Source organism: Streptomyces sp. NH27, assembly GCF_056859195.1.
Genome location: NZ_JACEGK010000143.1, coordinates 1 through 15,462 on the forward strand (window position 1 = coordinate 1; position 15,462 = coordinate 15,462).

Consider the following 15,462-nt stretch of genomic DNA (forward strand, 5'->3'; position numbering starts at 1 on the left):
GCGCCCTGCCGTCACCAGCCTCCCGCGCAGCCGACGACGTGGCCCCGGGCACCGGTCGAGGGCTCTTCACCGCCACCCACGAACGGCTGCTCCACCTCCACCACAGCGACCTGCTACCGCCCCGCCCACGCTCCACCGCACCCGATGACGACCTGCGCGACACCGCCCTCGCCCCTACGCCGTAGTCCCCAACGCGCCGGACCGGGCCGGACCCGCGGCAGTCCGCGGGCTTCCGCCGGCTGACGACTACCACGTGGCACCGAGTGCACCCGGATGCACTTCGCGGCCGCGTAACCGCACTCACCGCGAACGCATCCACGGTGCCCGAACGCGCCGGCCCTACACCAGGCTGTCCTGCCACGCCTGGTGCAGCCCGGCGAAGTGGCCCTCGTCGGCGATGAGTTCGGTGGGGGTGCCGTCCTCGACGACGCGGCCGGACCGCATGACCAGGACGCGGTCGGCGATCTCGACGGTGGACAGGCGGTGCGCGATGATCACCGCGGTGCGGCCGCGCAGCACGGTGTCCATCGCGTGCTGGACGGCCTGTTCACCGGGGACGTCGAGCGAGGAGGTCGCCTCGTCGAGGATGAGGACGGCCGGGTCGGCGAGGAGGGCCCGGGCGAATGCGACGAGTTGGCGCTGCCCGGCCGAGATCCGGCCGCCGCGTTTGCGGACGTCGGTGTCGTATCCGTCGGGCAGGGCGGCGATGAAGTCGTGCGCGCCGATCGCCTTCGCCGCGGCCTCCACCTCCTCGCGGGTGGCGTCGGGCCGCCCGATGGCGATGTTCTCCGCGACGGTGCCGGAGAAGAGGAACGCCTCCTGGGTGACCATGACCACGCCCCGGCGCAGGTCGTCGCGGGCGAGGTCGCACAGCGGGACACCGTCGAGCAGGACCTGGCCGTCGGTCGGGTCGTAGAACCGCGCCAGCAGCTTCGCGAGGGTGGACTTGCCGGCGCCGGTCGCGCCGACCACCGCGACGATCTGCCCGGCGGGGATGCGCAGGTCGAAGGTGGGCAGCACCTCGCCGCCGGTGCGGTAGGCGAAGCGCGCCCCGTCGAAGACGACCTCGCGGCCGGGCAGCGCGTCCTCGCCACGGGCCGGCAGCGGCACCGGCTGCTCCGGCTCGGGCACGGTCGGCGCCTGCGCGAGCAACCCGGCGATCTTCTCCAGCGAAGCGGCCGCGGACTGGTAGGAGTTGAGGAACATCCCGAGCCGGTCGATCGGGTCGTACAGCCGCCGCAGGTAGAGCACGAAGGCGGCGAGCACGCCGAGCGCCATGCCGCCGCCGGCCACCCGGTAGGCGCCCCACAGCACGATCCCGGCGATCGTGATGTTGGCGATCAGCCGGGACCAGACGACGTAGCGCGCCATCTCCAGGATCGCGTCGCCGTTGGCCTGGTAGTGCCGCCCGTTCAGCTCGGCGAACGCCTCGTCGTTGGGCTGCTCGCGGCGGAACGCCTTGACCGGGCGGATGCCGTTCATCGTCTCGGTGAACTTCACGATGACCGCGGCGATCGCGGTGGAGCGCCGGCGGTACGCCTCGACGGCGCGGGCCTGGTAGCTGCGGATGGCCAGGTACAGCGGGCCGTACGACACCAGCGTGAGCAGGCCGAGCTTCCAGTCCAGGACGAGCAGCAGGGTGGTGATGTCGACGGCGGAGAGCACGACCTCGATCAGCTCGTCGAGGCCGTCGTTGAGCAGTTCGCGGATCGACTCGACGTCGGAGGTGGCGCGGGCGATCAGCCGCCCCGAGGTGTAGCGCTCGTGGAAGTCGAGGCTGAGGGTCTGGGCGTGCCGGAAGATCCGCCCGCGCAGGTCGACCAGGACGTCCTGGCTGACCCGGGCGGCGACCCTGATGAACACCCGTTGCAGCGCGCCGGACACGACGCCGCAGCCGATGTAGCCGCAGGCCACCGCGATCAGCGGGCCGTGCCGGCCGTCGCGGACCGCGGGGATGGCGTGGTCGATGGCATAGGCGACCAGCAGCGGACCGACCTGGACGGCGGCCTGCTGGATCAGCAGGTAGATCGCCGCGGCCCACACCCGGCGGGAGTGCGGGCGCAGCAGGGAGCGCAGCAGGCGGAGTTGGGCGTTGCGGGGCGCGGGCAGGATGTCCTGGTCGAACGGGTCGGTGGCGCCAAAGTCGCCTGCGGGTGCCTCGGGTGCGGCGGGGCTCGGGACGGTGCCGATCGCGGCGCCCGACGGGTCCGCGGCGTTCGCGGCACCCCCGGAAATTGACGTTCCGTCAGGACTCTTTGAAACGTCGGGACTTGAGGATTCCGACGGGCCCTTGGGGCCCGGGGCGTCCGGCGTGGGTCCGGTCGTGGTGGCGGCCGAGGGGGTCATCAGGCTTCGCTCCCTTCGAGCGCGGCGAGTTCGTCGTGCTCCTGCGCGCCGCCCGACATCAGGTAGCGGTACTCGGCACTGTCGCGCAGCAGGTCGGCGTGGGTGCCGACGGCGGCGATCCGGCCGTCGGCGAGCAGGGCGACGCGGTCGGCGAGCATGACGGTCGAGGGCCGGTGGGCGACGACCAGCGCGGTGGTCTCCCGCAGTACGTCGCGCAGCGCGGCCTCGACCAGCGCCTCGGTGTGCACGTCGAGCGCGGACAGCGGGTCGTCCAGCACGAGGAACTGCGGGCGTCCGACCACCGCCCGGGCCAGCGCGAGCCGTTGCCGCTGTCCGCCGGACAGGCTCAGCCCCTGCTCGCCGACCTGGGTGTCCAGGCCCTGCGGCAGCGCGTCCACGAAGTCGCACTGTGCGACGTCCAGCGCCCGCCGCACCTCTTCCTCGTCGGCGCCGGCCGGGCCCGCGCCCATCGCCACGTTCTCCCGCACGGTGGCGGAGAAGAGCGTCGGTTCCTCGAAGGCGACGGCGACGAGTTGGCGCAGCCGGTCCGCGGCCAGCCCCGCGGTGTCGACGCCGTCCAGGCTGATCCGGCCGCCCGTGGCGCTGTGCAGCCGGGGCAGCAGCGCGGTGAGGCTGGTCTTCCCGCAACCGGTCGCGCCGACCAGCGCCATCGTCTCGCCGGGGCGGATGTGCAGGTCGATGCCGCGCAGTAGTTCGGGGCTGTGCGGCGGGGCGTCGGGATAGCGGAAGCGGACGTCCTCCATCCGGATGCCGTCGGGCCGGGCGTCGGCGCCGGTGCCGGTGGCGTCGACCACGGTCGGGGTGTCGCGGACCTCGAAGTAGCGGTCGGCGGCGGTGGCCGACTCGTTGCTCATCGCGAGCAGGAAGCCGATCGACTCGACCGGCCAGCGCAGTGCGAGCGCGGTGGACAGGAACGCGACGAGGGTGCCGGCCGACAGCTTGTCGTCGGCGACCTGGAGCGAACCGACCACCAGGGCGCCGCCGAGGGCGATCTCGGGGAGCGTCATGATGACCGCCCAGATGTTGGAGAGCAGCCGCGCCTTGTGGATCTCGGTGTCCCACAGTTCGCGGGTCTGCCGGCGGAAGGCGGCGGCCTGGCTGCGGTGCCGGCCGAACGCCTTGATGATGCGGATGCCGAGCACGGACTCCTCGACGAGGGTGGCGAGGTCGCCGGCCTGGTCCTGGGCCCGGCGGGCGGCGAGCGCGTAGCTGGTCTCGAAGTACGAGCACAGGATCATCAACGGGACGGCCGGGGCGAGCAGCAGCAGCCCGAGCAGCCATGACTGGCCGAAGAGGATCGCGAAGCCGATCAGGATCGTGGCCCCGTTGACGACCAGGAACACCAGCGGGAAGGCGAGGAACATCCGCAGGATCTGGAGGTCCATGATGGCCCGGGAGAGCAACTGACCGGATGCCCACCGGTCGTGGAAGTCCACCGGCAGGCGCTGCAAGTGCTCGTAGAGGTCCTTGCGCATGGCCGCCTCGACGCCGGCCAGCGGGCGGGCCACCATCCAGCGCCTGACACCGAACAGCCCGGCCTCCAGCAGCCCGAGCAGCAGCACCAGCCCGCCGCCGAGCCAGACCCCACCCGGGTCACGGTCCTGGACCGGCCCGTCGACCATCCACTTCAGCACCAACGGGATGAACAGCGACGTGCAGGACGCCACGATCGCGACGACCGCCGACACCGCCAGCCGCACCCGTACCGGTCTGACGTACGGCCACAGGCGGACCAGGGAGCGGACGGTGGATCGGTGGCGGTTTTCCGGTGCGGTCGTATCGCTGGTGGGAGAGGTCACTTACCGACACTAGGCCCACCCTGTGACAGCCCTCATCCGGTTTTCCCGCCGGGCGGCCCGCCCGGCAAGACCGCGGACGTCCGGACGACCGAGCGGCGAACGCCCGCCCGTTTGTCCGGTATACGAACTCAACACCCCGGCGAGCGAACGATTTTCGGCCAAGTTCGCCTCACGGGAATGACATGGACAGGTAAAGAATGCCACTCTGTGGCCCGTTCCACAGCAGCACCACAGCATGACCCACACCACACAGTCCTCTTCTCCACCCCCCACCATCCGGCAGCTCCCCATCCCCTGCTGTCCGGACTGTCCCGGCCGCCACTTTGCGGCCGACGCAGAAGGAGCGACGAGTGCGACACACCCTCCGCACGTCCCCCACCCCCGCGCGCACCGCGGCCGGCGCCCTGCTCGCCGGTGCCGCGATGCTCGCGGTGGCCCTCCCGGCGAACACCGCGGCCGCCACCTCCGACCCGAGCACGGCCGCCGCGAGCAGCCACGCGCAGCCGAGGGCGGGCGCGCTGCCCGCCTCGCTCTCCCCCGCCCAGCGCGGCACCCTGCTCGCCCAGGCGCAGGACGCGAGCGCCACCACCGCCAGGTCCCTGCACCTGGGCGCGAAGGAGCGCCTGGTCGTCCGGGACGTGATCAAGGCCGCCGACGGCAGCCTCCACACCCGTTACGAGCGCACGTACGACGGCCTGCCGGTGCTCGGCGGCGACCTCGTCGTGACCCAGGACGCCACCGGCCGCACCACCGGCGTGGACCGGGCCACCGACGCGACGATCGCCGTGACCACCGAGACGGCCACCAGGACCGCCGCCTCCGCCCGGTCGTACGCCCTGAACGCCGCGAAGGCCGCGGGCGCGGCCACCCCCACCGCGTCGACGGCCCCCCGCAAGGTGGTCTGGGCGGCGAACGGCACCCCGGTGCTCGCCTGGGAGTCGGTGATCGGCGGCCTCCAGGACGACGGCACGCCGAACGAGCTGCACGTCATCACCGACGCCACCACCGGCGCGAAGCTCTACCAGTACCAGGGCATAGAGAACAGCGTCGGCAACAGCGAGTACAGCGGCCAGGTGAACATCACCACCACCAAGTCCGGCTCGTCGTACGCACTGACCGACGGCAGCCGCGGCGGCCACAGCACGTACAACCTGAACCACGCCAGCTCCGGCAAGGGCACCCTCTTCACGGACACCGACGACGTGTGGGGCGACGGCAACGGCACCACCGCGCAGACCGCCGGCGTGGACGCGGCCTACGGCGCCCAGGAGACCTGGGACTTCTACAAGAACACCTTCGGCCGCAACGGCATCGCCGACGACGGCCGGGCGGCGTACTCCAGCACCCACTACGGCAACGACTACGTCAACGCCTTCTGGGACGACTCCTGCTTCTGCATGACCTACGGCGACGGCTCGGGCAACGCCCACCCGCTGACCGCGCTCGACGTGGCCGGCCACGAGATGAGCCACGGCGTCACCGCGGCCACCGCCGGCCTGAACTACTCCGGCGAGTCCGGCGGTCTCAACGAGGCGACCTCCGACATCTTCGGCACCGGCGTGGAGTTCTACGCGAACAACGCCGCCGACCCGGGCGACTACCTCATCGGTGAGAAGATCGACATCAACGGCGACGGCTCACCGCTGCGCTACATGGACAAGCCCAGCAAGGACGGCGCTTCGAAGGACAACTGGTCCTCCAGCCTCGGCGGCCTGGACGTGCACTACTCCTCCGGCCCGGCCAACCACTTCTTCTACCTGCTCTCCGAGGGCAGCGGCGCCAAGGTCGTCAACGGGGTCTCGTACAACAGCCCGACCTACGACAACCAGTCGGTGCCGGGCATCGGCCGGGACAACGCGCTCAAGCTCTGGTACACCTCGCTGACCGAGTACTTCACCTCGACCACCAACTACGCCAAGGCCCGGACCCAGTCCCTCCAGGCGGCGGCCGAGCTGTGGGGCGCGGGCAGCGCCACGTACAACACGGTGGCCAACACCTGGGCGGCGATCGGCGTCGGCAGCCGGGTCAGCTGATCGGCCGTCAGCCGGAATGATTTTTGCCGGTTTCCTCCGGTGTGGGGTGATCATCCACCGGCGCCCGATTCCGTACAGTGCGGTTCTGGAAACCCGCACCACCCCGTAGGAGATGGATTATGGCAACCGGAACCGTGAAGTGGTTCAACTCGGAAAAGGGCTTCGGCTTCATCGAGCAGGACGGCGGCGGCTCCGACGTCTTCGCCCACTACTCCAACATCATGGCCACCGGCTACCGGGAGCTGCTGGAGGGCCAGAAAGTGGAGTTCGACGTCACCCAGGGCAACAAGGGCCCGCAGGCGGAGAACATCCGCATGCTCAACAGCGCGGTCTGAGGGCCGCCGGTCGGTCTTGGACCGACCGGCGAATGGGGGGTGGGTGAAGGAGCGGGTCGAGGGCCGAGTCCAGGTGGTGCCGACGAAGGAGCCATGGCGGAGCCCTGGTGACTGAGGAGAAGCCGGCTGGGCGAGAGTCATCGGCCCGCGACGCCGCCCTCCATTCGCCGGTCGGTCTTCACCCCAATGGCTGAGCAGAGGCCCGCACCACGCGCATCGGTGCGGGCCTCCCCCTGCCATACGGCGCTAACGCAGCACGCCCGCCGTCATGCCCTCCGCCTCCGGTGGGACCGCGACCAGGCCCAGCTCGGCCGGGGTGGCCATCAGCGGGTGGGCCGGCAGCACCCGCGCCGTGTAGCCGAAGGCGCCGGTCCGGTCCAGGGTGAGCGGGCCCTCGAAGGCGTAGCGGCCCTCGACGTCGGCGCGCGCCACCGGCTTGAGCGACTGCACCGCGGGCGCGGTGAGCCGGTCGGCGGCGTCCACCGGCCCGGACAGCAGCTGCACGTCCACGTCGGAGGGATCGAGGCCGCCGAGCGCGACCTGCACCCGCAGCGTGAGGGTGGCGCCCAGCTCCGCGGCGTCGTCCACCGAGCCCTCGACCGAGACGGTCTCCACGTGGTCGACCGCGACCCGAGGCCACTCCTGGCGCACCCGCCGCTTCCACCGGGCGAGTTCGGCCGCGGCCGGGCCGTGCACCGCCCGGTGCGAGCGGGCCGCCGGGGCGTAGAGCTCGCCGACGTAGTCGCGGACCATCCGCCCGGCGAGCACCTTGGGGCCCAGCGTGGTCAGGGTGTGCCGGACCATCCGGATCCAGCGCTGCGGCAGGCCGTTGCGGCCCTGGTCGTAGAAGCGCGGGGCGACCTGCTGCTCCAGCAGGTCGTAGAGCCCGGCGGCCTCCAGCTCGTCGCGCCGGTCCTCGTCGGCGACGCCGTCGGCGGTCGGGATCGCCCAGCCGTTCTCGCCGTCATACCACTCGTCCCACCAGCCGTCGAGGACCGACAGGTTGAGGCAGCCGTTGAGCGCGGCCTTCATCCCGGAGGTGCCGCATGCCTCCAGCGGGCGCAGCGGGTTGTTGAGCCAGACGTCGCAGCCGGGGTAGAGGGTGCGGGCCATCCGCATGTCGTAGTCGGGCAGGAAGACGATGCGGTGCCTGACCCGGGGGTCGTCGGTGAACCGCACCAGCTCCTGGACCAGCCGTTTGCCGCCCTCGTCGGCCGGGTGGGCCTTGCCGGCCACCACGATCTGGATCGGCCGCTCGGGATGCAGCAGCATCGCGGCCAGCCGCTCCTTGTCGCGCAGCATCAAGGTGAGCCGCTTGTAGGAGGGCACCCGGCGGGCGAAGCCGATGGTGAGCACGTCCGGGTCGAGGACGTGGTCGGTCCAGCCCAGTTCGGCGTCGTTCGCGCCGCGTTGCCGCCAGGAGGCGCGCAGCCGGCGGCGTACGTCCTCGACGAGCTGCTCGCGCAGTGTGCGGCGCAGTTCCCACACCGCGGCGTCGGGCACGTCGGCGACCGCCTCCCAGCGTTCGGCGCCGCCGATCATCAGGGCGTCCTCGGCGCGCGAGGCGCCGAACTGGCGGCTGCCGAGCCGCAGTACCTCCGGCGCCACCCAGGTGGGCGCGTGGACGCCGTTGGTGATGGAGGTGATGGGCACGTCCTCGGGGTCGAACCCGGGCCACAACCCGGCGAACATCTCCCGGCTGACCGCGCCGTGCAGGGTGGACACGCCGTTGGCGCGCTGGGCCAGCCGCAGGCCCATCACCGCCATGTTGAAGAGGTCGGGGTCGCCGCCGGGGTAGGTCTCGCGGCCGAGTTCGAGAATCCGGCCGACGTCCACGCCGGGCAGCTCGCCGCCGTCGCCGAGGTGACGGGCGACCAGGTCGCGGGTGAAGCGGTCGATGCCGGCCGGGACCGGGGTGTGGGTGGTGAACACGGTGCCGGCCCGCACCGCTTCCAGGGCCGCGTCGAAGTCGAGCCCGTCGTGGGACAGTTCCCTGATCCGCTCCAGGCCGAGGAAGCCGGCATGGCCCTCGTTGGTGTGGAAGACCTCGGGCTCAAGGTGGCCGGTGATCCGGCAGTAGGCGCGGACGGCACGGACGCCGCCGATGCCCAGCAGCATCTCCTGGAGCAGGCGGTGCTCGCTGCCGCCGCCGTAGAGCCGGTCGGTGACGTCGCGTTCGGCGGGCTGGTTGGGCTCGACATCGGAGTCGAGCAGCAGCAGCGGCACCCGGCCGACCTGGACGGTCCAGATCCGCGCGGTCAGGGTCCGGCCGCCGGTCAGCGCGAGGGTGACCCGGGCCGGGCTGCCGTCGGTCTCGCGCAGCGGGCTGACCGGCAGCGAGTCGGGGTCGAGGACCGGGTAGTGCTCCTGCTGCCAGCCCTCGCGGGACAGGCTCTGCTGGAAGTAGCCGTGCCGGTAGAGCAGGCCGACACCGATCAGCGGCACGCCCAGGTCGCTGGCGGCCTTGAGGTGGTCGCCGGCAAGGATGCCCAGACCGCCGCTGTACTGCGGCAGCGCCCAGGTGATGCCGAACTCGGGTGAGAAGTAGGCGACGGCGGCGGGCAGGTCGGTCTGCTCCTGGTACCAGCGGGGCCCGGCGGTGTAGTCCGCGAGGTCCTCGGCGGCGGCGGTCAGCCGGCGCAGGAAGCGGCGGTCGCCGGCGAGCGCGGCCAGCCGCTCCTTGGAGACCGCGCCGAGCAGCCGGACCGGATCGCCCTGGGCGGCCCGCCAGCCTTCGGGGTCGACGCTGCGGAACAGCTCCCTGGTCTCCTCGTGCCAGGACCAGCGTAGGTTCGCGGCCAGTTCCCCCAGCGGGCGCAGAGGTTCCGGCAGGACGGTGCGCACGGTGAATCGACGGATTGCCTTCACGTCTTCGACCGTAGCCCGGTGGGCCGCAGGCCGGGCCGGTTGTCCACGATCTCCAGGGCCAAACGCCCGAACGGAGGCTCACGGGGGCGAACGCGTGCCGGGCCTGAGCGCGGGCGCGTTCGGCCCGGCTCGGCGGACGCTTCCACCGCAGGCCGCGGAGGTGTGCGGGGGTAACAAGGGGGTGCGACGCTGGTGGCCGGAACGAGACGGCGTGCGAGCGGCTCTCCGGCGGCGTTCGCGTACTCGAAGGCGTACGCGGTGGCGTGCAACGGGGCGTGAACATCGCACATCGAGCGCGCGTAAGGGGTGCGGCCGGTTGGCGGATCGGTCACCACGAACGCGCGCACTCGCCGCGCGCTACCGAAACGGCGTCAGAGGGTGCGTTCAGGCCGGGAAGCGTGGGCAGGCTCGGACATGTGCTGCACCGCACCGGCAGCCACCCGGGTGAACCCCTCCCGGAGGGACCCCGCGGGCGAGCCGGTTCGGCCAAGAACAGTTAAAAAGTAGCCAGGCTCCCGTCCCGGGCAGTCCCGGATACCCGCCGTGCACCGAAGCCACCCGCGCGTCAGTCGAGTCAGTCCCGTCCCGAACTGTCAGGTGAGGAAATGATCGGTCGTATCCCCGTCGTCGATGTCCAGCCGAGTGTGGACTGCGGCAGAAGGCCCGCCAAGGCGGTGGTCGGCGAGCGGTTCCAGGTGACTGCCACCGTCTTCCGCGAGGGCCATGACGCGGTGGCCGCGAACGTGGTGCTGCGCGACGGCTCGGGCCGGTCCGGACCGTGGACGCCGATGCGGGAACTGGCACCGGGCACCGACCGGTGGGGGGCACACGTCACTCCGACGGCCGAAGGGCGCTGGACCTACACGGTCGAGGCATGGTCGGACCCGGTGGCGACCTGGCGGCACACCGCGGGCATCAAGATCCCGGCCGGTATCGACACCGAACTGGTGCTCGCCGAGGGCGCGCAGCTGCACGAACGGGCCGCGGCCGGCGTGCCCAAGGGCGACGGCAGGCCCGCGGTGCTCGCCGCGGTGGACACGCTGCGCGACTCCTCCCTCGCCCCGGCCGCCCGGCACGCCGCCGCGCTGGCCCCCGAGGTGGTCGCGGCGCTGAACCGCTTCCCCCTGCGCGAACTGGTCAGCGCCTCCCGCCCGATGCCGCTGCACGTCGAGCGCGAGCGGGCCCTGTTCGGGTCCTGGTACGAACTCTTCCCGCGCTCCGAGGGCGCGACCGCCGGGCCGGACGGGCGGCTGCGCTCGGGCACTTTCCGCACCGCCGCCGAGCGGCTGCCCGCGGTGGCCGCGATGGGCTTCGACGTGGTGTACCTGCCGCCGATCCACCCGATCGGCACCGCCTTCCGCAAGGGCCGCGACAACAGCCTGACCCCCGGGCCCGACGACGTCGGCTCGCCGTGGGCGATCGGCTCGCCCGAGGGCGGCCACGACGCGGTCCACCCGGACCTGGGCACCCTCGCCGACTTCGACCACTTCGTGGCCCGCGCCCGCGACCTGCGCCTGGAGATCGCCCTCGACTTCGCCCTCCAGTGCTCGCCGGACCACCCCTGGGTGGAGAAGCACCCCGAGTGGTTCGCACACCGCGCCGACGGCACCATCGCCTACGCGGAGAACCCGCCGAAGAAGTACCAGGACATCTACCCGATCGCCTTCGACCAGGACTTCGCAGGCATCGTGCGGGAGACGCTGCGGGTGCTGCGGCACTGGATGGCGCACGGCGTCCGGATCTTCCGGGTGGACAACCCGCACACCAAGCCCGTGGTCTTCTGGGAGAAGGTGATCGCCGACATCAACCGGACCGATCCCGACGTGATCTTCCTCGCCGAGGCGTTCACCCGCCCGGCGATGATGGCGACCCTCGGCAAGATCGGCTTCCAGCAGTCGTACACGTACTTCACCTGGCGCAACACCCGCGCCGAACTCACCGACTACCTGCGGGAGTTGAGCGGGGACACCGCGGCCCACATGCGGCCGAACTTCTTCGTGAACACCCCCGACATCCTGCACGCCTACCTGCAAAGCGGCGGCCGGCCGGCCTTCGAGACCCGCGCCGTGCTCGCCGCCACCCTCGCTCCGAGCTGGGGGGTGTACTCGGGATACGAGCTGTGCGAGGGCACCCCGACGCACCCCGGCAGCGAGGAGTACGCCGACTCCGAGAAGTACGAACTGCGGCCGCGCGACTGGGCCCGGGCCGAGGCCGAGGGGCGCTCACTGGCCCCGCTGCTCACCACGCTCAACCGGCTGCGCCGCCGTCACCCGGCGCTTCGGCAACTGCGGGACATCACGTTCCACCCGGTGGACAACGAAGCCCTGCTCGCGTACTCCAAGCGGCAGGGCGACGACGTCGTACTGGTGGTCGTCAACCTGGACCCCTTCCACACCCAGGAGGCCACCGTGTCGTTGGACATGGTGGCGCTCGGGCTCTCCTGGCACGAGTCGTTCCCGGTGCGCGACGAGCTAACCGGTCAGACCTACCACTGGGGCAGGGACAACTATGTGCGCCTTGAACCGGGCCATGCGCCCGCGCACGTCCTGTCGCTGCGACCGTCTCCATCGATCGGAGGGTCACTCAGTTGATCGTCAACGAACCCGTTCCTGACACATTCGAGGACACACCGGCCAAGGACCGTGATCCCGAATGGTTCAAACGGGCGGTGTTCTACGAAGTCCTCGTCCGCTCGTTCCAGGACAGCAACGGCGACGGCGTCGGTGACCTGAAGGGGATCACCGCCAAACTCGACTACCTGCAATGGCTCGGCGTGGACTGCCTGTGGCTGCCGCCGTTCTTCGCCTCCCCCCTGCGGGACGGCGGATACGACGTGGCGGACTACACCGCGGTGCTACCGGAGTTCGGCGACCTCGCCGACTTCGTGGAGTTCGTGGACGCCACCCACCAGCGCGGCATGCGCGTCATCATCGACTTCGTCATGAACCACACCAGCGACCAGCACCCGTGGTTCCAGGCGTCCCGCAGCGACCCGGAAGGGCCGTACGGCGACTACTACACCTGGGCGGACGACGACAAACAGTTCCCCGACGCCCGGGTCATCTTCGTGGACACCGAGACGTCGAACTGGACCTTCGACCCGGTCCGCAAGCAGTACTACTGGCACCGCTTCTTCTCCCACCAGCCGGACCTCAACTACGAGAACCCGCAGGTGCAGGAGGAGATCCTCGCCGCCCTGAAGTTCTGGCTGGACCTGGGCATCGACGGCTTCCGGCTGGACGCCGTGCCCTACCTGTACCAGCAGGAGGGCACCAACTGCGAGAACCTGCCGCGCACCCACAGCTTCCTGAAGAAGGTGCGGGCCGAGATCGACGCGCAGTACCCGGACACCGTGGTGCTCGCCGAGGCGAACCAGTGGCCGGAGGACGTGGTCGACTACTTCGGCGACTTCTCGGCCGGCGGCGACGAGTGCCACATGGCGTTCCACTTCCCGGTGATGCCGCGGATCTTCATGGCGGTGCGCCGCGAGTCGCGCTATCCGGTCTCCGAGGTCCTGGCCAAGACCCCGGCGATCCCGGCGAACTGCCAGTGGGGCATCTTCCTGCGCAACCACGACGAGTTGACGCTGGAGATGGTCACCGACGAAGAGCGCGACTACATGTACGCGGAGTACGCCAAGGACCCGCGGATGCGCGCCAACATCGGCATCCGCCGCCGGCTGGCCCCGCTGCTGGACAACGACCGCAACCAGATCGAGCTGTTCACCGCGCTGCTGCTGTCCCTGCCCGGCTCGCCGATCCTCTACTACGGCGACGAGATCGGCATGGGCGACAACATCTGGCTCGGTGACCGCGACGGGGTGCGCACCCCCATGCAGTGGACCCCGGACCGCAACGCCGGGTTCTCCTCCTCCGACCCCGGCCGGCTCTACCTGCCGACCATCATGGACCCGGTCTACGGCTACCAGGTCACCAACGTCGAGGCGCAGATGAGTTCCCCCAGCTCGCTGCTGCACTGGACCCGGCGGATGATCGAGATCCGCAAGCAGAACCGGGCGTTCGGCGTCGGCTCCTTCACCGAACTGCCGTCGAGCAACCCGGCGGTGCTCGCCTTCCTGCGGGAGGACGGCGACGACCTCGTGCTGTGCGTGAACAACTTCTCCCGCTTCGCCCAGCCCACCGAGCTGGACCTGCGGCAGTTCGCCGGCCGCCATCCGGTGGAGCTGATCGGCGGGGTGCGCTTCCCGGCGATCGGCCAACTGCCGTACCTGCTCACCCTGGCCGGGCACGGCTTCTACTGGTTCCGGCTGCGCCGCGACCCGTCCTGACGGCGGGGGGCCGGGTGGACCGGCCCCCCGGCCCGACCGGCCCCCCGGCGTAACGTTCCGTCACCCGGAAGGCTACGTCCGCCCGCCGGGGCGTTACGTTCCCGCGCCCGAGGTGCGGGGGGCCCGCACCTTTGGGACGATCAAGCGAAACCCGCAGCAGCCCGTACGGCGGTTTCCTGTCACCCGGCCGGGGCAGGCTCCCCGTGTCGCCGGACAGCCCGAACCCGTCATCCGGGAGGCTGGCGCATCCGCCGCTCGACCCAGCGGCGCGGTGCGCGACTCCCCCGGGGAAAGGACGTCATGTCGGACAGCTCCTGGACCCGTCTCCCCGCCGTCACCGGCCGCGATCTCGTGCCGGGGCTGCTTCGCTCCCTCGATCCGCTGCTGCGCGGCTGGCTGCCGCGGCAGCGCTGGTTCGCCGGCAAGGGCCTGCCGATCGGCGACTTCCGGCTGGCCGCCGCGACCGAGCTGGTTCCCCCAGGTGGCCGACTCGGCCCGCTCGGCCTGCTGCACGTCCTGGTCGACGTCGAGCAGCCCGGCCGGCCGCCGGACTGCTACCAACTCCTGCTCGGCGCGCATCCGCTGCTGCCGTCCGCGCTGGTGCGCACCGCGCTCGGCCCGGCCGTCGGCGGCCCCTACGACGGGCTGACCCTCTACGACGCACCGCACGACCCCCGAATGGCCGCACTCCTGCTGGAACGGCTCAAGCTGCCCGGCCGCAGCGGGAACCTGCGCTTCACCACCGAACCGACCGCCGGGTTCCCGCCCGGGCTGCCCCCCCGGGTGTCGACCGCGGAGCAGTCCAACACGTCCGTGGTGTACGGCGACCGCTACATCCTCAAGCTCTTCCGGCGGGTGTCGCCGGGCACCAACCCGGACCTGGAACTGTCGCTCGCGCTGGCCCGGTCCGGGTCGCGGCGGGTGGCGGAGCCGGTGGCGTGGTTCGAGGCGCTGGACGGCGACGCCGGCGACGCCGCCCCGACGCAGGGCCGGGAGCCGACCACCCTCGGGGTGTTGCAGCGCTTCCTGCCCGGCTCGTCCGACGGGTGGGCGCTCGCGCTGGCGTCGGTGGCCGAGGACGGCGACTTCCGCACCGAGGCGGCCGCGCTCGGCCGGGCCACCGCCGAGGTGCACCAGGCGCTCGCCTCGGCCCTGCCGGTGCACCGGCTCGACGGCCGCGCGCTGGAACGGATCGCCGGCGCGATGACCCGCCGGCTGGAGGAGACCGCCGCCGAGGTACCCGCGGTCCGCCCCTACGCGGGCGCGCTCCGCTCCGCCTACGACGACCTCGCCAAGCTCGGCGCGGGCACCGGACCTGGCGGGCTGGTCCTCGCCCAGCGCATCCACGGCGACCTGCACCTCGGCCAGGCGCTGCGCGGGCCGGACGGCGAGTGGGTGCTGATCGACTTCGAGGGCGAGCCGGCCCGCCCGCTGGCCGAGCGGCGCCGACCCGCGCCGCCGGTGCAGGACGTCGCCGGCATGCTGCGGTCCTTCGACTACGCCGCCCACCACAGCGGCAACGGCCCCTGGGCCGCCCGGCACCGCGACGCGTTCTGCGCCGGGTACGCCGGGGTCGCCGGCACCGACCCGCGCGAACAGCCCGTGCTGATACGGGCCTTCGAGACCGACAAGGCGGTGTACGAGGCCCGGTACGAGGCCCGGCACCGCCCCGCCTGGCTGCCCATCCCGCTCTCCGCACTCGCCCGCCTGGCCGCATCGCCGGCCCCGTCCCCACCGTCCGCGTCCGAATCCGAGGAGTGCTCGCCGTGACC

Annotated in this window: 9 protein-coding genes; 6 read left to right on the top strand and 3 right to left on the bottom strand. The window is 71.8% G+C overall.

The window, feature by feature from the left end; all coding sequences use genetic code 11:
* Window positions 1–185, top strand: a 185-nt coding sequence (locus AC13HU_RS14285; protein ID WP_483042217.1) for a hypothetical protein, incomplete at its 5' end; no start/stop codon positions are given.
* A gap of 154 nt (window positions 186–339) precedes the next feature.
* Here AC13HU_RS14285 and AC13HU_RS14290 read toward each other — a convergent pair.
* The gene (locus AC13HU_RS14290) at window positions 340–2,346 is read right to left on the bottom strand and encodes an ABC transporter ATP-binding protein (protein WP_483042218.1); all 2,007 of its coding nucleotides are present in this window, start codon (window positions 2,344–2,346) and stop codon (window positions 340–342) included.
* Complete coding sequence (locus tag AC13HU_RS14295; protein WP_483042219.1) at window positions 2,346–4,166, bottom strand: ABC transporter ATP-binding protein; 1,821 nt, start codon at window positions 4,164–4,166, stop codon at window positions 2,346–2,348. The genes AC13HU_RS14290 and AC13HU_RS14295 overlap by 1 nt, the downstream gene beginning before the upstream one ends.
* Window positions 4,167–4,588: 422 nt before the next feature.
* Here AC13HU_RS14295 and AC13HU_RS14300 point away from each other — a divergent pair, with 422 nt between their 5' ends.
* Together AC13HU_RS14300 and AC13HU_RS14305 are read left to right on the top strand one after the other, a co-directional pair.
* A complete protein-coding gene (locus tag AC13HU_RS14300; protein WP_483042225.1) occupies window positions 4,589–6,199 on the top strand; it encodes a M4 family metallopeptidase in 1,611 nt (536 codons plus the stop codon).
* A 119-nt stretch (window positions 6,200–6,318) separates the two neighbouring features.
* Window positions 6,319–6,534 carry a cold-shock protein gene (locus tag AC13HU_RS14305; RefSeq protein ID WP_483042220.1) on the top strand — a complete coding sequence of 72 codons (216 nt, stop codon included), beginning with the start codon at window positions 6,319–6,321 and terminating at the stop codon, window positions 6,532–6,534.
* 246 nt (window positions 6,535–6,780) lie between these two features.
* On the opposite strand, the gene glgP is transcribed toward AC13HU_RS14305, so the two are convergent.
* Entirely contained in the window at window positions 6,781–9,402 is a 2,622-nt protein-coding gene (glgP, locus tag AC13HU_RS14310) for an alpha-glucan family phosphorylase (RefSeq protein ID WP_483042221.1), read from the bottom strand.
* A 605-nt stretch (window positions 9,403–10,007) separates the two neighbouring features.
* Here glgP and AC13HU_RS14315 point away from each other — a divergent pair.
* From AC13HU_RS14315 to AC13HU_RS14325, 3 genes are all read left to right on the top strand, one after another.
* The gene (locus AC13HU_RS14315) at window positions 10,008–11,993 is read left to right on the top strand and encodes an alpha-1,4-glucan--maltose-1-phosphate maltosyltransferase (RefSeq protein WP_483042222.1); all 1,986 of its coding nucleotides are present in this window, start codon (window positions 10,008–10,010) and stop codon (window positions 11,991–11,993) included.
* Complete coding sequence (gene treS, locus AC13HU_RS14320) at window positions 11,990–13,690, top strand: maltose alpha-D-glucosyltransferase (protein ID WP_483042223.1); 1,701 nt, start codon at window positions 11,990–11,992, stop codon at window positions 13,688–13,690. The genes AC13HU_RS14315 and treS overlap by 4 nt, the downstream gene beginning before the upstream one ends.
* A 300-nt stretch (window positions 13,691–13,990) precedes the next feature.
* Window positions 13,991–15,460 (top strand): maltokinase N-terminal cap-like domain-containing protein, encoded by a 1,470-nt coding sequence (locus tag AC13HU_RS14325; protein ID WP_483042224.1) that lies wholly within the window; start codon window positions 13,991–13,993, stop codon window positions 15,458–15,460.
* The last annotated feature ends 2 nt before the right edge of the window (window positions 15,461–15,462 follow it).